The sequence below is a fragment of the Morganella sp. EGD-HP17 genome (assembly GCF_000512315.2).
GTDB lineage: Bacteria > Pseudomonadota > Gammaproteobacteria > Enterobacterales > Enterobacteriaceae > Morganella > Morganella morganii.
Window position 1 is genome coordinate 143283 of record NZ_AZRH01000002.1, and the last position, 23135, is coordinate 166417.

The following is a 23135-nucleotide window of genomic DNA, read 5'->3' on the forward strand; positions in this document are numbered from 1 at the left end:
TTTATCAGATCAGTGACAACTGACCGGCAATCAGCCGATATGTGTCAGACCTTTCATATACGGACGTAATACTTCCGGAATTTCGATACGACCATCAGCCTGCTGATAGTTTTCCATGATAGCCACAAGGGTACGGCCGACAGCCAGACCGGAGCCGTTCAGGGTATGAACCAGCTGTGGTTTTTTATCATCTTTACCACGGAAGCGAGCCTGCATACGGCGCGCCTGGAAATCCCAGCAGTTAGAGCAGGATGAGATTTCACGGTAGGTGTTCTGCGCCGGAACCCAGACTTCGAGGTCATAGGTTTTACGGGAACCGAAGCCCATATCGCCGGTGCACAGCAGCACTTTACGGTATGGCAGGTTCAGCAGCTGTAATACTTTCTCAGCGTGGCCGGTCAGTTCTTCCAGAGCTTCCATGGATTTTTCCGGATGCACAATCTGAACCAGCTCAACCTTGTCAAACTGGTGCATACGAATCAGACCACGGGTATCACGGCCATACGAACCCGCTTCGGAACGGAAGCACGGTGTATGAGCGGTCATACGCAGCGGCAGATCAGCTTCATCCAGAATTTCGTCACGGACCAGGTTGGTGACAGGCACTTCGGCTGTCGGGATCAGCGCATAGCTGCTGGTTTCCGCTTCTTCTTCCAGTGGTTTGGTATGGAACAGGTCACCGGCAAATTTCGGTAACTGGCCGGTACCGTACAGCGTATCGTGGTTAACCAGATACGGTACATAGATTTCCTGATAGCCGTGCTGTTCTGTGTGCAGATCCAGCATGAACTGTGCGATAGCGCGATGCAGGCGGGCAATCTGGCCTTTCATCACGACGAAACGCGCACCGGTCAGTTTGACGGCAGCCGGGAAATCCAGGCCATCAGTCATTTCGCCCAGTGAAACGTGATCGCGCACTTCGAAATCATACTGCTTAGGTGTGCCCCAGCGGCTGACTTCAGGGTTATCGCTGTCATCTTTACCAAACGGCACTTCGTCTGCCGGAAGGTTAGGAATATTCAGAGCAATGGTGCGTAACTCGGCCTGCACTTCATCCAGCGCAGATTTGGCAGCATCCAGTTTATCCCCTAACAGGTTCACTTCACGGCGCACTGCTTCAATGTCTTCACCGCGGGCTTTCGCTTCACCAATGGACTTCGATCGGGAGTTGCGTTCAGCCTGCAGAGTTTCAGTTTCAACTTGTAAAACCTTGCGGCGCTCTTCGAGAGTGCGCAGCGTGTCCACATCCAGGGTAAAACCCCTGCGAGCCAGTTTTTCGGCAACCGCGTCCAGCTCATTACGCAGTAAATTTGGATCGAGCATGCTATTCCTGTGCTTGTTGTTATAACGTGAGTGTCAGTAACGGAGATGCAACCGGCGAAAAGTGTTTTCCTGCTTTCCGGCAGTGCGGCTGTTATTAACGCAACTGTGAAACGTCTTAATCCGCCCGGAAACCCGCACTGTATGCAGGATGAACATTCTGAGTGTTTTAAGCCATTTACCTATTCTTACATTTCACACCTTACCGCAACAGCGGCATTAACGGTAGCGTTTTATCGGGCTATTTTGATCCTGCTCAGCAAGCCAGGCGAGTTTCTCGCCGATTTTTCCTTCCATGCCCCGGTTTGCCGGAAAATAGTAACGGGTATCACGCATTTCAGGCGGAAAATAGACTTCTCCGGCAGCATACGCATTCGTTTCGTCATGGGCGTAACGGTACTCTTTGCCGAGCCCCATTTCTTTCATCAGTTTGGTCGGCGCGTTGCGCAGATGCTCCGGCACGTCATAATCCCGCCCTTCTTTTGCGTCACGCATCGCCGCTTTGAAGGCGGTGTAAACGGCGTTACTTTTCGGTGCACAGGCGAGATAAACAATCGCCTGGGCAATCGCCCGCTCACCTTCCGCCGGTCCCACACGGGTAAAGCAGTCCCATGCTGAAATGGCGACCTGCATGGCGCGCGGATCCGCATTACCGACATCTTCTGATGCAATCGCCAGCAGACGACGCGCCACATAGAGCGGATCCCCGCCTGCGGTGATAATCCGGGCATACCAGTAGAGTGCGGCATCCGGTGCCGAGCCGCGCACTGACTTGTGCAGCGCGGAAATCAGGTCGTAGTAGCGGTCGCCTTTGTTATCAAAGCGGGCGCTGCGTTCCCCGCTGACTTCCTTCAGCAGTTCTGTGGTCAGAACACGTTTGCCGTCAGCACCGGTTTCGGCCATATCCGCCATCATTTCCAGCACATTCAGCGAACGGCGGGCATCACCGGCGACCAGTTCGGCCAGCAGTTTACGGGTCTCATCCGGCAGGACGATATTTTGTCCGCCCAGTCCGCGCTCAGAATCATTCAGCGCCTGAATCAGAACCGCTTCGATATCTTCCGGTGACAGGGATTTGAGCAGATAAACACGGGCGCGGGATAACAGTGCGGAGTTGAGTTCAAATGACGGGTTTTCGGTGGTGGCACCGATAAAGGTGACTGTACCATCCTCAATATGCGGCAGAAATGCATCCTGCTGGCTTTTATTGAAGCGGTGTACCTCATCCACAAACAGAATGGTGCGGCGCCCCAGATTACGGTTCTGACGCGCCCGCTCGATAGCTTCGCGGATCTCTTTTACCCCGGAGGTCACAGCGGACAGGCGTTCGATATCCGCATCCGCATAGTGGCCGATCACTTCCGCCAGGGTGGTTTTCCCGGTGCCCGGCGGTCCCCACAGAATCATGGAGTGGAGCTGTCCGGCGCGGATAGCCCGCGGCAGCGGTTTGCCCTCTGCCAGCAGGTGAGTCTGTCCGATATACTGTTCCAGTGTCCCCGGCCGCATTCTGGCGGCCAGAGGCTGGTAATCGTTTTGCGAAAAATCGAGAGAAAAGTTAGTCACTGACGCCTCATTGACGCTGATCGTCCAGCGTAACCCCCTTCGGCGGTGTAAAGGTGAATTTGCTCATATTCACATCAGTACTCTGCTGCCCTTTGAGCTGATAGCTGCTTTTCTGGCCATCCTGCTCAACGGCGGCAAACTGCTGAATAATACCGTCCGGAGTTACAGTGATAGTAAATAATTTCAGATTGCCGTCGCTGGTTTTCGGTTTCAGCTCAAAGCTGTCGCCTCGCTGGCTCACCATGTACTGCTGCCAGTCAGCCGGGTCGTTACGCGTGATCAGCATAAACGGGGTATTTTGTGTGGCATCTTTCAGCCAGGTGGCAGTAACCTGCTCAACAAACGGGTTATAGAACCACAGTGTTTTGCCGTCAGAGACCAGCACACTTTCATCCGGCGCGCTCATCTGCCAGTTGAACAGGTTCGGGCGTTTCACCCATAAATCCCCTGTTCCTTCCTGAACCAGTGCGCCGTCAGCATCAGTGACGGTCTGTGCGAAATTCGCATGGAAACTGTTCACTTTTCCCAGACGTGACTGAAGGTCACTGCGGGTATCTGCGTGTGCTGCACTGACTGCGACACCTGCCAGAAGGCAGGCTGTGATAAACACCTTTTTCATGTATGCATTCCTGATGATGCGTTCGGATAAATCAGACGCCGCCTTTGCAGGCAGCGGCGTCATTAAAAGTTATTTGAGGACGGAGCCAGTACTTCGCGGTTACCGTTATGGCCCGGTTCACTGACAATGCCCTGTTCTTCCATTTCTTCCACGATCCGCGCCGCCCGGTTATAACCGATGCGGAACTGACGCTGAACACCGGAAATGGAGACCCGCTGTTTTTCTGTGACGAATTGTACCGCCTGATCGAACAACGGATCCAGATCTTCCCCGCTGACAGAACTGCCGCCTTCTCCGTCATCGCCACCACGGGTGATATTATCGATATATTCCGGACGACCACGGGCTTTCCAGTCATTCACCACATCATGCACTTCCTGGTCACGGACAAACGCGCCGTGAACACGCAGCGGCGCATTGGCACCCTGCGGCAGATAGAGCATGTCCCCGTTACCCAGCAGAGATTCCGCGCCGCCCTGGTCGAGGATGGTTCGTGAGTCAATCTTACTGGATACGGTAAAGGCAATACGGGTCGGGATGTTAGCTTTAATCAGACCGGTGATAACATCCACTGACGGACGCTGTGTCGCCAGTACGAGGTGGATCCCCGCTGCACGGGCTTTCTGTGCCAGACGGGCGATGTGTTCTTCCACTTTTTTACCGGCGGTCATCATCAGGTCAGCAAATTCGTCCACCATGACCACAATATACGGCTCTTTTTTCAGAACCGGATGCGTCATTTCCATGCTGTCTGTCGGTTTCCAGAACGGATCCGGAATCGGCCGTCCCATGGATTCCGCCATCAGGATTTTTTCGTTATAGCCCGCGAGGTTACGCACCCCGAGAGCAGACATCAGTTTATAGCGCCGTTCCATTTCCGCCACACACCAACCGAGAGCATTGGCGGCGTCTTTCATGTCGGTCACCACCTGGGTCAGCAGGTGCGGAATACCTTCATAAACAGAGAGTTCCAGCATTTTCGGGTCGATCATGATAAAGCGGACTTCTTCCGGTTTCGCTTTATACAGGATGCTGATAATCATGGCGTTTACGCCGACCGATTTACCGGAGCCCGTTGTACCGGCGACCAGCAGGTGCGGCATTTTACCCAGATCCGCCACCACCGGCTGACCGGAGATATCTTTCCCCAGCACCACAGAGAGCGGTGATGGCGTATCGCGGAATTCATCGCAGTCCAGCACTTCGCGCAGATAGACGGTCTGACGTTTTTCATTCGGCAGTTCCAGCCCCACATACGGCTTGCCCGGGATAACTTCCACCACACGCACCGCTACAGTCGAGAGTGAACGCGCCAGGTCGCGGGACAGGTTGGAAATACGCGAGGCTTTCACGCCCGGTGCCAGATCCAGCTCAAAGCGGGTGATCACCGGACCCGGTTCATAACCGACCACACGGGCTTTGATGCGGAAGTCATTGAGCCGCGCCTCAATCAGACGGGCTGTCTGCTCCATCGCAAATTCATCCACCGGCTCAATGGTACCCGGCGGTGAAGCCAGCAGATCCAGAGACGGCATCGGGGTGGTTGATTTCGGCAGCGGCTGGTCATTGCGGACCAGGAACGGATGGAACAGGCTCTCTTCCATCTGTTTTTGTAACTGTGCTTCCTGTGACGTTACCGGTGCCGCATTCTGCTGTGGTGCGGCATAAACCGGAGCCGGTTCTGCCGCAGGGGCGGTGACCGGTGTCGGGATAAACAGCGGCACTGCCGGTTCCGGATCCACCAGATCCTCCACCGGAGAGAAGGCTTTCAGTTCGGCCAGATCAGATAAAATAGCGTCAGCCTGCCCGCTGTAGCGCTGTTGCTGCATCTGCATAAACTGCGCCTGAAGACGCTGAGCTTCCTGCTCATCTTCATCGTCTTCTTCTGCCGCCGGGTGAACATCCGCTACCGGCGGTGCGGATGCAAAGGAGTGATGGCTGACCGGTGCCTGATAGGCAGATGCAGCCGGGATAAAGGCGGAGGATGTACCGGTGGTAATTTCCGGTTCAGTTACTGCCTGCACCGGCTCTGCTGCCGGAGACATGTCCGTCTCATCATCACCGTAGCGGTTACGCTGCTGCGTCATAAACTCATCACGCAGACGCGCCTGTAATACGTCGTCTTCATCCGGCTCAGTCTGTGCGGCCTGATGTTCCGGCTGATGCAGTTGTGCAAATTCATCCTGCTCACGGCGCAGACGTTCAAGTTCCGCGTCACGCTGAGACGGAATGCGGATGCCGTAAAGCTCGCGCCGGGTCGGGAGGCGCACCGGATTCGGACGCGGCAGTTCAGGGCCGAGCCCCTGTTTGACCTGTACGGCACCAAAAGCCGCCGCTGCGGTTGCTGCGGCCGCAGAGCTCAGATGTGCGCTGCCGTTATCACCGGTATCCGGCACATCAGGCAGGTCGAACGTAAAGACCGGTTCTGTACGGCCGCTTCCCGCAAACGGGTTTTCCCATTGCGGTGCTGCCGGTTCAGGCTGAATATCCGGTACATTGATCGGGGCATTCAGGTCAACGGTTGTCCGGTAAGCATCCGGGACATCAAAACGGTAGTGTTCAGGTTCATCCGCAGCCGGTGCGGTGTGTTCCTGTTCAGCCGGTTCCTGTGCATGCACAACAGGCACCACAGATTCAGCGGCGGTTTCCGGATATGCGGAGAGATTCTGTACCGGGGTCAGCAGCGGATCGCTGTTATCCGCCGGATCCTCATAATGTGCCTGATGCGCCAGTTCCGCCGCATTTGGTGCGGAAAACAGCACATCGTCCGCATCATCGTATTCACGGTACTGTGCAGTCTGAGTCTGTGCCTCACTGTCAGGCGCAACAGCAGTCAGAGCTGCGGCAGTTGCTGTCTGCGGTATGTTGTTGTGCTCTGTCTGCTCATCCGTTTTCTCATCGTCGTAGTACTCGTCCTCGTCGTCATATTCACGATCGTCGTAATACTGATCGTCATAACGGTCACGGGAGTGATTGGTGATGAAGGTAATCGGGGAAAGGACCGCTGCACCGGTTTTTTCGGCGATGGTGATCCACGACCAGCCGGTCAGCAGCATCAGACCTATCGCCCACAGACTGAGCAGCGCGAGTGTCGCGCCGAGGGCATTAAACCACGGCATCAGCGCAGAGCTGAATAAACTGCCGATCACCCCGCCTGCCGCGAAGTTCTGCATATCATCCACATTCAGGGATGCCAGGGCACAGGATGAAAGGATAAGAGTCAGCCCCCCGATGATACGCATCGAGAGTGAGAAAAAGTCCACATAATCTTTATTTTCATTACTGCGGAAGGCCGACCAGCACCCCAGGATCATCAGCGGGGGTACGGTGTAAGCCAGTATGCCAAAGGCGGAAAAGAGAATATCTGCAAACCAGGCCCCGATACTGCCGGCCAGATTCTTCACCGGCTCATGCCAGGTGGTCTGGGACCAGCTCGGGTCTGACGGATTAAACGATAAGAGAGCAACCAGCAGAAAGACGGCGCACAACCCGATCACAATAAGGACGGCTTCCAGCAACCGGCGGCCGCTGCTGATTTTTCTGAATTTGATGTGTTTGTCTTCTGTATATTCCTGGCTCATGTCATTTCCTGACGCAACGTCCGGTTTTTTCCTGTCAGTAAAACGGAACAACGCTGAGGGTAGCTCAGCGTTGAAACTGTATGCATAAACAGGAGTGTAACTGATTTATCCCGTTTTGCACATGACGCAGGAAACAAATTAACGGGTCTTGATGACCAGACGGTTACTTTGTTTGACCTCTTCCATCACCACGTAAGTACGGGTGTCGTTCACGCCCGGCAGACGCAGAAGAGTTTCACCCAGCAGTTTGCGGTAAGCCGACATGTCCGGCACACGAGTTTTCAACAGGTAGTCAAAATCACCGGAAACCAGGTGACATTCCTGAATCTCTTCCAGCTTCTGCACGGCGGTGTTGAACTGTTCAAACACATCCGGTGCCCCGCGGTTAAGGGTAATTTCCACGAATACCAGCAGGGAGGCATCCAGATAGTGCGGATTCAGCAGCGCGGTATACCCGGTGATAAAGCCCTGACGCTCTAAACGGCGCACACGTTCCAGACACGGAGTCGGAGACAGACCCACACGTTTGGAGAGTTCGACGTTAGAGATACGGCCATCTTTCTGCAATTCGTTAAGAATATTCCTGTCGATTCTGTCAAGATCTTTACCCGGACGCTTTTTGTTATCAATCATCTCGTTATCTCTCTTATTTACTATTTTCCTACACCCATAACACTTCCTTTACCTGACGGAACAAAATCAGCATCGGAAAACATGTTTTCAGGCCAATTCTTTGCATTTCTGATTATTAGAATACGCAACCGGCGCCAGTTTACCGGAACATTCAGATTATTATCGCTATAGTCGTAAGCTGAAATTACCATGCTTCGTCATCAGGACAAACACATCACCGGTGTAACAGGATGTATTAACCCGACGGATAAAAATCTCTTACACTGATGTTTTCGCAAATGCGCAGCCGATTGTCAAAGCAAATGAACAAAAATCAGAACAACCTGTTGAAGAAAATGACAGAAAAACGTTTCGCTGACAAACAGGACGTGCTTTTGGTGTGATATTCAAACAACTTAGGAATCTTCTGAATAATCACTTTCTCGTACAATAGCCTGAAAATCTACTCATTTCCGGCTGATTTCAATTTTGTGCTCTGCCGTTTTTATTCCTTTTTTTACCCCTTCGTTTCTCCTACAATCCTGTACACGCTTTTTTGCCATTCTGTTAATGAGGTGTTCATGAACGCAACCCGACACAGTAAATTAATTATTCTGGGTTCCGGCCCTGCCGGATATACCGCTGCGGTTTATGCGGCACGGGCGAATTTAAATCCGGTACTGATTACCGGGGTGGAAGTCGGTGGTCAGTTAACCACTACCACCGAAGTGGAAAACTGGCCGGGTGACCCGGAAGGTCTGACCGGGCCGGTCCTGATGGAGCGTATGCAGGCTCACGCCGAAAAATTTGAGACTGAAATCATCAATGACTACATCACTGACGTGGATTTCAGCAAACGCCCGTTTACCCTGACCGGGGAAAATACCTATACCTGTGACGCGCTGATTATCGCCACCGGCGCATCCGCCCGTTATATCGGCCTGCCGTCAGAAGAGGCCTTCAAAGGCCGTGGTGTGTCCGCCTGTGCCACCTGCGACGGCTTTTTCTACCGTAACCAGAAAGTCGCAGTGGTCGGCGGCGGTAACACTGCCGTGGAAGAGGCGCTGTATCTCTCCAATATCGCGTCAGAAGTGCATCTGATCCACCGCCGTGACAGCTTCCGTGCTGAAAAAATCCTTATCAACCGTCTGATGGATAAGGTTCAGAACGGCAATATCATTCTGCACACTGACCGCACCCTGGATGAAGTACTCGGCGACCAGATGGGTGTGACCGCTGTCCGTCTGCGTGACACCAAAAGTGACGCAACCGAAGAGCTGCCGGTGATGGGCTGCTTTATCGCCATCGGCCACAGCCCGAATACCGGTATTTTTGAGGGACATCTGGATCTGGAAAACGGCTATATCCGTGTTCAGTCCGGCACGCACGGTAATGCAACACAGACATCCGTTCCGGGTGTGTTTGCCGCCGGTGATGTGATGGATCATATCTACCGTCAGGCGATCACCTCTGCGGGAACCGGATGCATGGCCGCACTGGATGCCGAGCGCTATCTCGACAGCCTCGCAGACAGCAAATAATCCAGCATTTTCAGGGCGCTATATCTGTAGCGCCTTTTCGTGTACCATGACATTATCCTGCTGATTTCAGCCGTATTTTTACTTATCACCTGCATACAGAAAAAATGGATAAATCAAGACAGTCAGAACTCGTCCGCTGGTTAAAACTTCAGGCGGCACCGGCCCGGCGATGGTTACGCCTCTCGATGTTGCTGGGTGTGCTCAGCGGTTTACTGATTATCGGCCAGGCCTGGTGCCTCGCTGTCCTCCTTCAGTCCCTCATTATGGAGCACGTGCCCCGCGAACAGCTCCTCACTCCGTTCACTGTACTGGTCATACTGTTTATTTCCCGCGCCGTTGTTGCCGCGATCCGCGAACGGGTCGGGTTTATCTGCGGACAGGTGGTGAGACGTGATATCCGCCGGACAGTACTGGATAAACTGGAACAGCTAGGTCCGGTACGGGTAAAAGGCAAACCGGCAGGCAGCTGGGCGACGATTATTCTTGAGCAGATTGATGATATGCAGGATTACTATTCCCGCTATCTGCCGCAGATGACCCTGTCCGCCACCATTCCGGTGATGATTCTGATCACGCTGTTCCCGATCAACTGGGCGGCAGCACTGATTCTGCTGGTGACAGCGCCGCTGATCCCCGTTTTTATGGCGCTGGTGGGCCTGGGTGCCGCCGATGCCAACCGCCGTAACTTTCTGGCCCTGAGCCGCCTGAGCGGCGATTTCCTCGACCGCCTGCGCGGGCTGGAAACCATCCGCTTCTTCCACCGTGGTCGTGAGGAAGTGAAACAGATTGATGACGCCACCGAGGATTTCCGCTCGCGCACCATGGAAGTGCTGCGCATGGCATTCCTCTCCTCCGCTGTGCTGGAGTTTTTCGCGGCGATCTCGATTGCCGTCGTCGCGGTTTATTTTGGTTTTTCCTATCTCGGTGAACTGAATTTCGGCAGTTACGGCATGGGTGTCACACTGTTTGCCGGGTTTATTGCCCTGATCCTCGCGCCGGAGTTTTTCCAGCCGCTGCGTGACCTCGGTACCTATTACCACGCCAAAGCACAGGCGGTGGGCGCGGCGGAATCCCTGTTTACCCTGTTATCCGCCGAAAACAATGATGACGAATTACCGGGCACAGAACCGCTGACACCGGCAGAACAGATTGCCGTCACCGCAACCGATCTGGTGATTTTTGCCCCGTCAGGGGAAAAACTGGCCGGGCCGCTGAATTTCACCCTGAATGCCGGGCAGCGTATCGCGCTTGTCGGCCAGAGCGGTGCAGGGAAAAGCTCGCTGCTCAATCTGCTGCTGGGTTTTCTGCCGTATGAAGGCAGTATCCGGATCAATCAGCAGGAGCTGCGTGATATCCGCCCGGAAAGCTGGCGGACACAGCTGAGCTGGGTAGGACAAAACCCGCACCTGCCGGAACAGACCATTCTGGACAATATCCGCCTGAGCCGCCCGGATGCCTCTGCTGAGGAAATCACGGCGGTGATGGAAAAAGCCTATGTGACCGATTTTATTGATTCGCTGCCTGACGGGGTCAATACCGTGGTCGGGGATAATGCCGCGCGGCTCTCTGTCGGCCAGGCACAGCGGATTGCAGTGGCACGTGCCCTGCTCAATCCGTGCCATCTGCTGCTGCTGGATGAGCCTTCCGCCAGCCTGGATGCCCACAGTGAGGAGCGCGTGATGCATGCCCTGAATGAGGCGGCACATCAGCAAACCACCCTGCTGGTGACACACCTGCTGGAAGAAACCCGTGACTATGATGAAGTCTGGGTGATGGATAAAGGTCTGATTATTGAACAGGGCAGCTATGCTGCTCTGCAACAGCAACAGGGTGCATTTGCACAGCTGCTGTCACACCGGACGGGGGATCTGTAATCATGCGTGTTTTACTGCCGTTTTTAGCCCTCTACCGCCGCCACTGGTTTTTACTGACACTCGGGATCCTGCTGGCGATTGCCACGCTGCTCGCCAGTATCGGGCTGCTGACGCTGTCCGGCTGGTTCCTGGCCGGAACGGCGATTGCCGGTGTGCCGGGAATTGCCTTTTTTAACTATATGCTGCCTGCCGCCGGGGTGCGCGGTGCCGCTATCTCCCGCACCGCCGGACGCTATGCGGAACGGCTGGTCAGCCACAGCGCGACCTTCCGTGTGCTGAAGCATCTGCGGGTATTTGCCTTTGAGAAAATCCTGCCGCTGACACCGGGCGGTATTGCCCGCTTCCGTCAGGGAGAACTGCTCAACCGGCTGGTCGGGGATGTGGAAACGCTGGATCACCTCTATCTGCGGGTGATTTCGCCGATTGTTGCCGCGCTGGTGGTGATTGCAGTGCTGACATTCGGGCTGGGTTTTCTCGATCTGACTATCGCTTATGCACTGGGCGGGTTTATGACCTTCCTGCTGTTTGCCCTGCCGGTGGTGTTCTATTACGCCGGTAAGCCAATCGGCGTGCAGCTGACCACACTCCGTGCACAGTACCGCACCCTGCTGACCAGCGCATTACAGGGACAGGCAGAACTGACTATTTTCGGTGCGCAGTCCCGCTTCCGCGAGCAACTGGCGGAGACTGAACAACGCTGGCTGGTACAGCAGCAGCACCAGGCCGGGCTGACCGGGCTTTCCCAGGCGATTATCATTCTGGCGACCGGGTTTGCTGTTGCGCTGATGCTGTGGATGGCATCCGGAGTCAGTTGGCCGTACCGCGAAAGCGGCGCCATTATCGCTCTGTTTGTGTTCTGTGCCCTGGCAGCATTTGAGGCATTAGGCCCGGTGGCAGTGGCTTTCCAGCATCTCGGCCAGGTGATGACCTCCGCAGAGCGTGTATCGCAGATAGTCGACACCAAACCGGAAGTGACTTTCCCGGCCAGTGGTCCTGCAGCCTCCGCACAGGTCAGCGTCAGCCTCAGTGGTGTCGGGTTTACCTATCCGGGACAGCCGCTGCCGGTGCTGAAAGATATCTCCCTGACACTGCGTGCCGGTGAACACCTTGCCCTGCTGGGGAAAACCGGCTGCGGGAAATCCACCTTACTGCAGCTGCTGACCCGTGCATGGGATGTCAGTGAAGGTGAAATCCGCCTGAATGACCAGCCGATTGCCGCTTATGATGAAAATACCCTCCGGTCACTGATGGCAGTGGTTCCGCAACGTATTCATGTGTTCAATAACACACTGCGCGGTAATCTGCGGATCGGAAATAACGAAGCAACCGATGCACAGCTGAATGCGGTGCTGGCACAGGTCGGGCTGGAAAATCTGCTGGATAACGACCAGGGCCTGAATGCCTGGATCGGCGAAGGCGGCCGTCTGCTTTCCGGCGGCGAACAGCGCCGTCTCGGTATCGCCCGCGCCCTGCTGCATAATGCGCCGTTCCTGCTGCTCGATGAGCCGACAGAAGGCCTGGATGCAGATACTGAGCAGCATATTCTCGCCCTGCTGCGGGATATCGGCCGTGACCGGACCATGCTTATCATCACCCACCGTTTACAGGGCCTGGAACACATGGACACGCTGTGCGTGATGGACGGCGGGCAGATAGCCGAACAAGGCTCTCACGACGCGCTGCTGGCGCGCAGAGGCCGTTATTATCAGTTTGTGAACCGTATTCCGGTAATGACCGGGGGATCAGATGCCGTTTTATCAGCTGGATGAGGAACTTCTCTTTCCGCCTGTTGAACACGCGCTGACCGACCCGGACGGGCTGCTGGCCACCGGCGGGGATCTCTCTCCTTCCCGGTTGCTGCTCGCCTACCGGGAAGGGATTTTCCCGTGGTATTCCCCCGGTGAACCCATTCTGTGGTGGTCGCCGGATCCGCGTGCGGTATTGTATCCGGCGGAGCTGCATGTCAGCCGTTCGCTGCACAAGATTCTGAAAAAACACCCGTACAGGGTGACACTGAATCATGCCTTTGAGCAGGTCATCCGGGCCTGTACAGAGCGGGACGAGGGTACCTGGATAGGAGAGGATATTGTGGCCGCCTATATCCGGCTGCATCAGGCAGGACGTGCTCATTCGGTCGAAGTGTGGGATGATGACGCGCTGGTCGGCGGGCTGTATGGCCTGAATACCGGGTTACTGTTCTGCGGGGAGTCAATGTTCAACCGTGTCAGTAACGGGTCAAAAATCGCTTTTATGACCTTTTTTGCCCATTTTACCGGCCACGGCGGCAGGATGTTTGATTGTCAGATACTGAATCATTACACCGAATCATTCGGTGCGCGGGAGATCCCGCGACAGGCGTTTATCCGTCAGCTTTATCAGCTGCGTGATAATCATTTACCGCAGTCATGCTGGCAGCCGCAGACATTAGCACGTCCGGTGCCGTCACAACTACCGCCTTTTTTATAAAATCGCTGTAAACCAACAGGAAATGGTATGTTTCAGCCCGTTTTATGTTTCAGACGCGGTGCTTAAAAAATATCATTCCTTTACATAATCCCGGTTTTTCGGCATTATCTTGCGGTTTGAAAATACTGGTTATTAACATTAGAGGATTAGATGGCCAAAGAAGACAATATTGAAATGCAAGGCACTGTGTTAGATACACTGCCGAACACGATGTTCCGTGTGGAACTGGAAAACGGACACGTTGTGACTGCACATATCTCCGGTAAAATGCGTAAAAACTATATCCGCATCCTGACAGGCGACAAGGTTACAGTAGAACTGACCCCATATGACCTGAGCAAAGGCCGTATCGTCTTCCGTAGCCGCTGATCCCTGCAGGCCACGCCTCATAAAAAGACACCACAGGCAACGCACCGGAGTGCGTGCCCTGTGGTGATCGTTTCTGTCAGGCTACCGGGTCGCCGGATTTCTCTTTCAGGGCACTGAAGCGGTAAGTCAGTTCATCTTTCTTCTTATCAAGATCGATAATCACCGAACCGCCGTTCACCAGCTCACCGAACAGTAATTCGTTCGCCAGCGGTTTTTTCAGTTTATCCTGAATCACACGGGCCATCGGACGTGCGCCCATCGCCGGGTCATACCCTTTTTCTGCCAGCCATGTACGGGCACGGGCAGACACTTCAATGGAAACACCTTTCGCATCCAGCTGCGCCTGGAGTTCAACAATGAACTTGTCGACCACCTGAGCGATAATCGGCTGCGACAGCGCATTAAACCAGACAATGCCGTCCAGACGGTTACGGAACTCCGGTGTGAACACCCGTTTGATTTCCGCCATCGCGTCAGTGCTGTTGTCCTGCTCGGTAAACCCGATGGATTTACGCTGGGTTTCACGCACACCGGCGTTGGTGGTCATCACCAGGATCACGTTACGGAAATCCGCTTTGCGCCCGTTGTTATCGGTCAGTGTCCCGTTATCCATCACCTGTAATAACAGGTTAAAGACATCCGGGTGCGCTTTTTCGATCTCATCAAGCAGCACCACCGCATGCGGGTGTTTGATAACCGCATCCGTCAGCAATCCGCCCTGATCAAACCCGACATAGCCCGGAGGTGCACCAATCAGACGACTGACGGTGTGACGCTCCATGTACTCGGACATATCAAAGCGCAGCAGCTTGATACCCATTGCTTTGGATAACTGCACAGTGACTTCGGTTTTCCCGACCCCGGTCGGCCCTGCCAGCAGGAAGGCACCAATCGGTTTCTGCTCGTTCCCCAGACCCGCACGGCTCATTTTGATGGATTCCGTCAGAGCATCAATCGCCGGATCCTGGCCGAAGACCAGCATTTTCAGGCGGCTGTCGAGGTTACGCAGCAGATCTTTGTCACTGCTGGAAACGGTTTTTTCCGGGATACGCGCGATCCGTGCCACAATTGCCTCAATTTCACCGACGCCAATGGTTTTCTTACGGCGGCTCAGCGGCATCAGACGGGTTCTTGCCCCGGCTTCATCAATGACATCAATCGCTTTATCCGGCAGATGGCGGTCAGTGATGTATTTCACCGACAGATCCACGGCCGCCTGAATAGCTTTCGCGGTGTAACGCACATCGTGGTGTGCCTCATATCGGGCTTTCAGGCCGTTAATGATACGCACGGTTTCATCGGCAGTCGGTTCATTGATATCAATTTTCTGGAAACGGCGGGTCAGCGCTTTATCTTTGTCAAAGATATTGCTGAATTCCTGATAGGTTGTGGAACCAATCACCCGGATCTTCCCGTTGGATAATAACGGTTTAATCAGGTTTGCCGCATCCACCTGACCACCGGATGCCGCACCGGCACCAATGATGGTGTGGATCTCATCAATAAACAGAATGCTTTTTTCGTTTTTCTCCAGCACTTTCAGCAGCGCCTTAAAGCGCTTCTCGAAATCACCGCGGTACTTGGTACCGGCCAGGAGTGAGCCGATATCCAGAGAAAAAATGGTATAGCCTTTGATCACTTCCGGTACATCATCCTGCTCGATACGCCAGGCGAGCCCTTCCGCAATCGCGGTTTTACCGACCCCGGATTCCCCGACAAACAGCGGGTTATTTTTACGGCGGCGGCACAGCACCTGAATGGTGCGCTCCAGCTCCGCCTGACGGCCGATCAGCGGGTCAATCTGGCCTTTACGGGCCAGGTCATTAAGATTGGTGGTGAAGTTATCCAGGCTGTCCTCGCCGCCGGTGTTTTCTTCGGCAGCAGACTGTGACGGCTCATCAAAGGACGGGCCGCTCTCATTTTCATCCTCACCTTTGGTGGTACCGTGAGAGATGAAATTCACAATATCCAGACGGCTGACATCATGCTTGCGCAGCAGATAAGCCCCCTGGGACTCCTGCTCACTGAAAATGGCCACCAGCACATTCGCGCCGTTGACTTCATTACGGCCCGATGACTGAACATGGAAAACGGCGCGCTGCAACACGCGCTGGAAACTGAGTGTCGGCTGGGTTTCACGATCATCCCCTTCCGGCAGCAGCGGTGTGGTCTGTTCAATAAAATGCTCAAGTTCCTGGCGCAAGATGGCCAGGTTAACGCGGCAGGCTTCAAGCGCCTCACGGGCTGATTTGTTACCTAATAACGCCAGCAGCAGGTGCTCTACGGTCATAAATTCATGCCGGTTGTCCCTTGCTTTGGCAAAGGCGATATTCAGACTGAGCTCTAATTCTTGATTGAGCATAGGCACCTCCATTCAGAGAAACAAAGTGTATTCTTATACCTTCTCGAGTGTACACAGCAACGGATGATCGTTGTCTTTCGCGTACGTATTGACCAGTGTTGTTTTCATTTCAGCGATTTCAGCGGTAAATACCCCGCAGATCCCTTTTCCCTGATAATGGATGTCGAGCATAATCTGCGTCGCACGATCAACATTATAAGAAAAGAACTTTTGTAAAACTTCAACCACAAAGTCCATAGGGGTATAGTCGTCGTTGTTTAAAACCACCTTGTACATTGACGGTGGCTGTATCTTCTGCAGCGCTTTTTCCCTGAGCGTGACATCCGTTTGTGATTCAGATTGATAGTGACTCATTGCTATTCCGGTTATAGAAAACGTACGCCACATCAGGCGTATCAATACTTAGCGTTATCTGTATCAAACTTTACAGGCCAATACAGTGTTGCTGTAAACAAAGGCTTGACGTTACCCTCTAATTCAATAGAGTATAAATAATGTACAACGTAACCAGTATATCCGCGTACAGCTGATACTTCATTACTGAGTATTATGGATCATATGGTGCATTGTGCAGCATTTTTCAATCGTTTGACAGATGAGGGTTGTAACAGTATGGAAACAGGTACTGTTAAGTGGTTCAACAACGCCAAGGGTTTCGGGTTTATCTGCCCGTCGGATGGTGGTGACGATATTTTTGTACACTATTCGACGATTCAGATGGACGGCTACCGCACGCTGAAGGCGGGTCAGAAAGTGAATTATGACACCATTCAGGGACCAAAAGGGCATCACGTCAGTGTGATTATTCCGGTTACTGAAGATGACGACACCACAGCGCCGTAACACGGTATTTAACAAAATTATGCGGATCGTCGCGGCAATGTCAATCGTCATTCCGCGACGTATTCGTATTTTCAGACTGTGCGCGGTTACTCCCGCGCCAGTGCATCAATAGGATCAAGTTTAGCTGCATTTCTGGCCGGCAGAAAGCCGAAGATGATCCCGATAGCGGTCGAACAGAGCACCGCGCTGACAATCGCCGCAGGGCGGAAAACAAACTCCCAGTCCGGCAGTGCCATTTTGGCGGCAAAGGCAATGGAATAAGAAAGCCCGAGGCCGATAGCCCCGCCCATCAGACACACCAGCACCGCCTCAATCAGAAACTGCTGCATCACATCCCCTGCCCGCGCTCCGACTGCCATACGGATGCCGATTTCGCGGGTGCGTTCCGTCACACTGACCAGCATGATGTTCATCACACCAATTCCCCCCACCACCAGTGAAATTACCGCCACCAGCGTCAGGAAGAGCTGCATGGTGGTCGTGGTTTTATCCACGGTTTTCACAATGCTGTCGAGGTTGTAGGTGAAGGTATCTTTTTTGCCGTGGCGCAGCGTCATCAGCCGCACCAGTTGCTCTTCCGCATTTTTGGTGTTGTAACCGTCGCGGATGCGCACGGAGATCATATCCAGATAGTTGCGCTGCATCAGCCGCCCGGTCAGGGTGGTGTACGGCATCCAGACCTGTAAGGTTTTTGAGTTACCGAACATGGATTTGCGATCCGCAATCACACCGACCACCGTTGCAGGCATGTTGCCCACCAGCAGCATTTCCCCGATCACATTATTCTGATGCGGAAAGAGTTTGCGCTTGGTATTCATATCGATGATAACAACCTGAGAGCGGCGCTCATACATCTCCGGAGAGAACGCCCGCCCTTCGCCGAAACGCATGTCATACACAGTGAAAAAGTCCGGCCCGATCCCGGTAACACGCGCTGCGGAATCAAGATTGCCCCGGCGCAGACGCGCACTGTTCTCAATTTCCGCTGACGCCGCATAAACATACGGCTGCTGGCGGATCACATCCACATCGCCGGGTTTCAGGGATTGCTGATCCTGCCCCGGGTCACTGCCGAAATCTTTGCCGGGATAGACAAAAATGGTGTTGGTACCGATGGATTTGATATCCGACAACACCAGTGCTTTGGCAGCATCCCCGATCACCAGAATGGTCACCACGGAGGCAATCCCGATAATAATGCCCAGCATGGTGAGCAGAGTCCGCATCTTGTTGACCACCATGGCGCGCCACGCCATCAGCAGCGCTTCATTAAAGCGGCCGAGGAAACGGCTGAACGCGCTGCTTTTCAGCGCTGGTTTCGCAGCCAGCGCTTTCGCCTGCGGGTTAATGACTGATCCGCTGTCGCTGAGGATATGTCCGTCTTTGATTTCAATGATCCGCGCCGCCTGTGCGGCAATGGACGGATCATGGGTGACGATAATCACCGTATGTCCGGCGTCACAGAGCTGGCGCAGAATAGCCATCACCTCTTTGCCCGACTGACTGTCGAGTGCACCGGTCGGCTCATCCGCGAGGATCACTTCCCCGCCGTTCATCAGGGCACGGGCGATACTGACACGCTGCTGCTGCCCGCCGAAGAGCTGTCCCGGCCGGTAAATCAGCCGCTCCCCCAGCCCCAGGCGCTGCAACAGCGCTGTGGCCCGTTCACGGCGCTCACGGGCACTCAGTCCGGCATAGATAGCCGGCATTTCCACATTCTGCTCAGCACTGAGGTGGGATAACAGATGGTAACGCTGGAAAATAAAGCCGAAATGTTCACGGCGCAGCGCCGCCAGTTCATCACCGCTCAGTTCTGCCGTGTTTTTCCCGGCAACAAAATAGTGCCCGTCACTCGGCGTGTCCAGGCAGCCGAGGATATTCATCAGCGTGGATTTACCGGAGCCGGACTGGCCGATAATCGCCACCATTTCACCGGCACTGATAGTCAGCGAGACATCATCCAGCACCGTGACACTGCTGTCTCCGGAAGGATAACGGCGGTAAATATTCCGCAGTTCTAATAATGCGCTCATGAATTATCCTGCTGTGCCGTCATCAATACCGGTCACCACTTTCTCATGCTCCGCCAGACCTTTAACCACCTCGGCTTCCACATCATTACGGGTGCCGAGTGTCACCTGACGGGTTTCCGGCTGACCATTTACCAGCACCTGCACTTCGTATTCGGTCGGGGAGATCTCTTTACCCAGTGCCGCCAGCGGGATTTTCAGCACGTTTTCGCGGTTTTCCAGCGCGATAGTGACCTGGGCAGTCATGTCCAGTTTCAGCACATGCTGCGGGTTCGGCACTTCAAAACGGGCATAATAGAAAATGGCGTCATTGATTTTCTGCGGTTTCGGCAGGATATCGGTGATCACGCCGCTGAAGGTTTTATCCGGCGCGCCCAGCACACTGAACGTGGCTTTCTGGCCGGGTTTCAGATACACCACATCCGCCTCGGAGACTTCCGCATTCACCAGCATGGTATCGAGATCCGCCAGGGAGAGGATGGTCGGCGCCTGCTGCATGGCAATCACCGTCTGGCCCTGTAATGTTTTCAGCTCCGTCACCACACCGTCCATCGGCGCACGGATATTGGTGTACTGCAAATCATTGCGGGCGGTATCGAGTGTGGCCTGATTGCGTGCCACCTGCGCTTTATAGGTATCAATCGCCGCACGCTGCACATCCATATTGCGCCGCGCCTCGTCCACATCCTGCTTTGAGATAACCTGAGTTTTTGCCAGTGCCAGCCGCCGCTGATAGGTTGCCTGTGCAAAGGCATACTCCGCCTCTGCCTGCTTCAGCCGCGCTTTGATTTCACTGACCGTCTGCTCGGCCTCAATCACCACGTTCTGTGCTTTGACCGGGTCGATGACCGCCAGCAAATCGCCCTTCTTAACAAAATCACCCTCTTTGACATTCAGGGTCTGCAGCTGCCCGTTGACCTGGGCACCGACATCCACTTTCTGCAGTGCATCCAGCTTGCCGGTGGCCATCACTTTTTTTTCGAGTGTGCCGCGCTGCACATCCGCTGTCATATAGCTGACCGGTGCATCTTCGCGGGTGAAGAACCAGAAACCGCCGGCGATCAGAACAATCAGAATGCCGGCGGTCACTATTTTTTTCTTTGAAACTGCTTTCATTAACACCTTTTTCCTCAGTTAGCGCGCCCTCTGGCGAGCCATGCCACGCGGGAAAACATCCGGCGCAGCAACAGCGGGATAGAATCCACACCCCGGCTGGCCGCATTGTTGGCAATCGCAATCGCCAGATCCGGTTTTGAGGTGCGGTGAATCGCTTTGGTTATGACCCGGCGGGCCGGCATTTTTATATTTTCCGGAATATCCGCGACCTGGTGATACAGGCGGCTGAACCCCTCGCGATATAAGAAATGCTCCATATCCGGCGCGGGCAGACGGGTCAGTCTGTCCTGCTCGACATCATTGAGCCCCGATGAGAAGTGTGCGGCGGTGGCCGCGTATTTCTTACCGGCTTCGTCGCCGTCAACCAGCGTATGCCATTCTATACCCATTTTGTTGGCAAACTTTAACAAAGGTTTAAGACCGCACTGGGCAAACTCAATCACCTTGATCCCTTCGGTCTCAAAGTAATAATTACACTGTTTTGCCAGGTCGTTCATCAGCCAGATTTCCGTCTCTCCCTCCACCAGCAGCCAGCAGCGGGCAAACAGCGCCGACGGGCGGTTAAAGCGGATGTGGAATGAGATACGCCGCAGCTCTTCCGGTGACAGATGGTTTTCCCCCAGCCGGTAGGCGGCAACGCGGGTGGATTCCCGCACCAGGCGGCAGATATCATGAATCGGTACCAGTGAAAGCAGTTCACCGGAGTTGGTGGTGGTAATGCGCTGTAAGGAAAACAGATTGAGCAGCCCCCACGCCACCGACAACATGATCGGATGCAGGCGGGTTTCCGGGTCTTCCACGATAATGATCGGACGGGCATAGGGGTCGAGTTTCAGACCGCTGTTGGACTGGAGCAGTGCGGCAAACATACCGAGGATGATCAGCCGCACATTACGCTGGTTGGGGCCTGCCACCACGCGGTTAATCCCTTCCAGCGCCTGCCACGCCCGCTGGCGCGGTTCGATATTCAGCCGTTTGGCTTTACGGCGATCGAGCAGGTACTCCCCCTGCTCGGCAAAATAGTGGCTGAGCAGCTGTTTCATGGCCTCAAGGCCATCCTGCAAATCATCATTGGAGAGTGTCTGCGGGTTGCTTACCAGGGCTCGGGTCAGATCCGCCATCCGGTTATTGAAGGTCTCCGTTTGTGTGCGGAGATCATATTCCTCTTCCTCACAATCAGGCACATTTTTTCTCAGGCCGCGCATAAAGCGGGCATCCCGCAGACGCAGCACCGGATAGAGGCGGATAATCTCACTGATAAACTTATCAGTTTCCGCCGGCAGCAGCGGCTCGCCCGCCTCATCCAGAAAAGTGCGCTGACTGGTAATGGTGTTATCATCCGCCAGATCCGCGCTGACGCGGTAGTTGATCCGCAGATATTCATCCCCGTTAGTGCGCCACAGCGGTGCCAGCTCACGGAAACGGCGGGAGCGGGAACGTCCGGGCCGGGTTTCACGGAATGTCAGGACGATCTGTAAGTGACGGACAGGCCCGGCTTCACTGTCAGCAGCGTGATAAAAATCACTCAGAACAAATTTCGCATTCAGTGCCTGCGGTGACAGTGTCAGCGTCAGGGCATCCAGCAGGCTGGATTTCCCCCAGGCGTTCTCACCGATCAGTACCGTATTGCCGGTCAGTGGTAATGACAGGCGGTTAATACCGCGAAAACCCAGAATTTCCACTCTTTCCAGAATCATAGTTCCCTCACTGTTTGCCGGATACCGCCTGTTTTATGACAATACTGTCACAATAATGATCACAATAAAGTATTATCACAATGTAATAAATAAAAACGGTTTTGACTTATACTAAACACGAAAACAGAGGGATACGTAGCAATTATGGTGAGGATGCCGCTATAATCGCCTGCTTTTTAATCAGATACTGACACGAACATAAGTAAAGACGGCATTATTTTACGGAAACGACACACATGTATTCAGGGTTATTAATTATTCTCGCCCCGCTCATTGCGGGTTATCTCATCCCGGTCAGCAGCACGGCACTGAAAAAAATCATCGGCCGTGGTCTGAGCGCGATGGTGTATGTGATCCTGTTTCTGATGGGGATAAGCCTGGCGCTGGTGGAAAACCTCGGGGCAAATCTGCTGGTGATTGTGCAGTACACCCTGACCTTTTCTGTGGTGGTGCTGGGCTGTAACCTCGCCGGACTGTTTTTATACGGCAAAAAATACCCGTGGCAGGTTCCGGCTCACAAACAGCAAAAACCGCCTTCCCGCCTGCATATGGTGCTGGAATCCCTGCAACTGTGTGGTGTGCTGCTGGTTGGCTTTGCCACCGGGTTATTCGGCTGGTCGTTTCTCGCCTTTGCCGGCGCCGCCAGTGAATACGCACTGATTTTCCTGCTGTTTCTCGTCGGGATCCAGCTGCGCAACAGCGGCATGACGCTGCGCCAGATCCTGATCAACCGCCGCGGTATGCTGGTCTCGCTGATTGTAGTGGTCACCTCGCTGCTCGGAGGCGCACTCGCGGCACTGATTGCCGGGCTGCCGGTCAAAACCGGGATGGCGCTCTCCTCCGGCTTCGGCTGGTATTCGCTGTCCGGTATTCTGCTGACCGACGCTTTCGGTCCGGTGCTCGGCAGTGTCGGCTTCTTTAACGACCTGGCGCGGGAGATTGCCGCAATTATGCTGATCCCGCTGCTGATCAACCGCCACCGCGCCGCAGCACTCGGCCTCGGCGGTGCCACCACGATGGACTTTACCCTGCCGGTATTGCAGCGCAGCGGTGGTGTGTCGATTGTCCCGGCCGCGATTGTGCACGGCTTTGTCCTCAGTCTGTTTGCCCCGGTGCTGATAGCCCTGTTTACCTGAAGAGTG

General features: G+C 54.4%; 17 protein-coding genes. 7 read left to right on the forward strand and 10 right to left on the reverse strand.

The window, feature by feature from the left end:
- Window positions 1-30: 30 nt before the first annotated feature.
- The 5 genes from serS to lrp all read right to left on the reverse strand — a co-directional run bounded on the left by serS (window position 31) and on the right by lrp (window position 7716).
- Entirely contained in the window at window positions 31-1323 is a 1293-nt protein-coding gene (gene serS / locus X965_RS03080) for a serine--tRNA ligase (protein ID WP_004235811.1), read from the reverse strand.
- Window positions 1324-1539: 216 nt separating this feature from the next.
- On the reverse strand, window positions 1540-2883 hold the full coding sequence (locus X965_RS03085; protein ID WP_015422574.1) for a replication-associated recombination protein A: 1344 nt from the start codon (window positions 2881-2883) through the stop codon (window positions 1540-1542).
- Between the two features lie 7 nt (window positions 2884-2890).
- Window positions 2891-3502, reverse strand: coding sequence for an outer membrane lipoprotein chaperone LolA (lolA, locus tag X965_RS03090; protein ID WP_015422573.1), 612 nt, complete (start codon window positions 3500-3502; stop codon window positions 2891-2893).
- A 62-nt stretch (window positions 3503-3564) separates the two neighbouring features.
- Window positions 3565-7083 carry a DNA translocase FtsK gene (locus tag X965_RS03095; protein WP_036417003.1) on the reverse strand — a complete coding sequence of 1173 codons (3519 nt, stop codon included), beginning with the start codon at window positions 7081-7083 and terminating at the stop codon, window positions 3565-3567.
- Window positions 7084-7221: 138 nt separating this feature from the next.
- Entirely contained in the window at window positions 7222-7716 is a 495-nt protein-coding gene (gene lrp / locus X965_RS03100) for a leucine-responsive transcriptional regulator Lrp (RefSeq protein ID WP_004235807.1), read from the reverse strand.
- 560 nt (window positions 7717-8276) lie between these two features.
- Here lrp and trxB point away from each other — a divergent pair.
- The 5 genes from trxB (at window position 8277) to infA (ending at window position 13945) form a co-directional block, all read left to right on the forward strand.
- Window positions 8277-9236, forward strand: coding sequence for a thioredoxin-disulfide reductase (trxB, locus tag X965_RS03105; protein ID WP_036417005.1), 960 nt, complete (start codon window positions 8277-8279; stop codon window positions 9234-9236).
- A 104-nt stretch (window positions 9237-9340) separates the two neighbouring features.
- On the forward strand, window positions 9341-11110 hold the full coding sequence (gene cydD / locus X965_RS03110) for a cysteine/glutathione ABC transporter permease/ATP-binding protein CydD (RefSeq protein ID WP_036417008.1): 1770 nt from the start codon (window positions 9341-9343) through the stop codon (window positions 11108-11110).
- A gap of 2 nt (window positions 11111-11112) precedes the next feature.
- Complete coding sequence (gene cydC / locus X965_RS03115; protein ID WP_004235803.1) at window positions 11113-12879, forward strand: cysteine/glutathione ABC transporter ATP-binding protein/permease CydC; 1767 nt, start codon at window positions 11113-11115, stop codon at window positions 12877-12879.
- On the forward strand, window positions 12857-13576 hold the full coding sequence (aat, locus tag X965_RS03120; RefSeq protein ID WP_004235802.1) for a leucyl/phenylalanyl-tRNA--protein transferase: 720 nt from the start codon (window positions 12857-12859) through the stop codon (window positions 13574-13576). Before cydC ends, aat begins: the two co-directional genes overlap by 23 nt.
- 150 nt (window positions 13577-13726) lie before the next feature.
- On the forward strand, window positions 13727-13945 hold the full coding sequence (infA, locus tag X965_RS03125) for a translation initiation factor IF-1 (protein ID WP_002211347.1): 219 nt from the start codon (window positions 13727-13729) through the stop codon (window positions 13943-13945).
- A 76-nt stretch (window positions 13946-14021) separates the two neighbouring features.
- On the opposite strand, the gene clpA is transcribed toward infA, so the two are convergent.
- On the reverse strand, window positions 14022-16307 hold the full coding sequence (gene clpA / locus X965_RS03130) for an ATP-dependent Clp protease ATP-binding subunit ClpA (protein ID WP_036415782.1): 2286 nt from the start codon (window positions 16305-16307) through the stop codon (window positions 14022-14024).
- Between the two features lie 33 nt (window positions 16308-16340).
- Window positions 16341-16661 carry an ATP-dependent Clp protease adapter ClpS gene (gene clpS, locus X965_RS03135; protein ID WP_015422570.1) on the reverse strand — a complete coding sequence of 107 codons (321 nt, stop codon included), beginning with the start codon at window positions 16659-16661 and terminating at the stop codon, window positions 16341-16343.
- A gap of 258 nt (window positions 16662-16919) precedes the next feature.
- Between clpS and cspD the strand changes: the two genes are divergently transcribed.
- Window positions 16920-17150, forward strand: coding sequence for a cold shock domain-containing protein CspD (gene cspD / locus X965_RS03140; protein WP_004235798.1), 231 nt, complete (start codon window positions 16920-16922; stop codon window positions 17148-17150).
- Between the two features lie 86 nt (window positions 17151-17236).
- On the opposite strand, the gene macB is transcribed toward cspD, so the two are convergent.
- Genes macB through X965_RS03155 form a run of 3 tightly spaced genes read right to left on the reverse strand, consistent with a single transcriptional unit; the run spans window position 17237 to window position 21993 of the window.
- Complete coding sequence (gene macB / locus X965_RS03145; RefSeq protein ID WP_036417011.1) at window positions 17237-19183, reverse strand: macrolide ABC transporter ATP-binding protein/permease MacB; 1947 nt, start codon at window positions 19181-19183, stop codon at window positions 17237-17239.
- A 3-nt stretch (window positions 19184-19186) separates the two neighbouring features.
- Complete coding sequence (macA, locus tag X965_RS03150; protein WP_036417013.1) at window positions 19187-20296, reverse strand: macrolide transporter subunit MacA; 1110 nt, start codon at window positions 20294-20296, stop codon at window positions 19187-19189.
- A gap of 14 nt (window positions 20297-20310) precedes the next feature.
- A complete protein-coding gene (locus tag X965_RS03155) occupies window positions 20311-21993 on the reverse strand; it encodes an ATP-dependent endonuclease (RefSeq protein WP_004241747.1) in 1683 nt (560 codons plus the stop codon).
- Window positions 21994-22229: 236 nt separating this feature from the next.
- Between X965_RS03155 and X965_RS03160 the strand changes: the two genes are divergently transcribed.
- Entirely contained in the window at window positions 22230-23129 is a 900-nt protein-coding gene (locus tag X965_RS03160; protein ID WP_004241746.1) for a lysine exporter LysO family protein, read from the forward strand.
- Window positions 23130-23135: the final 6 nt, after the last annotated feature.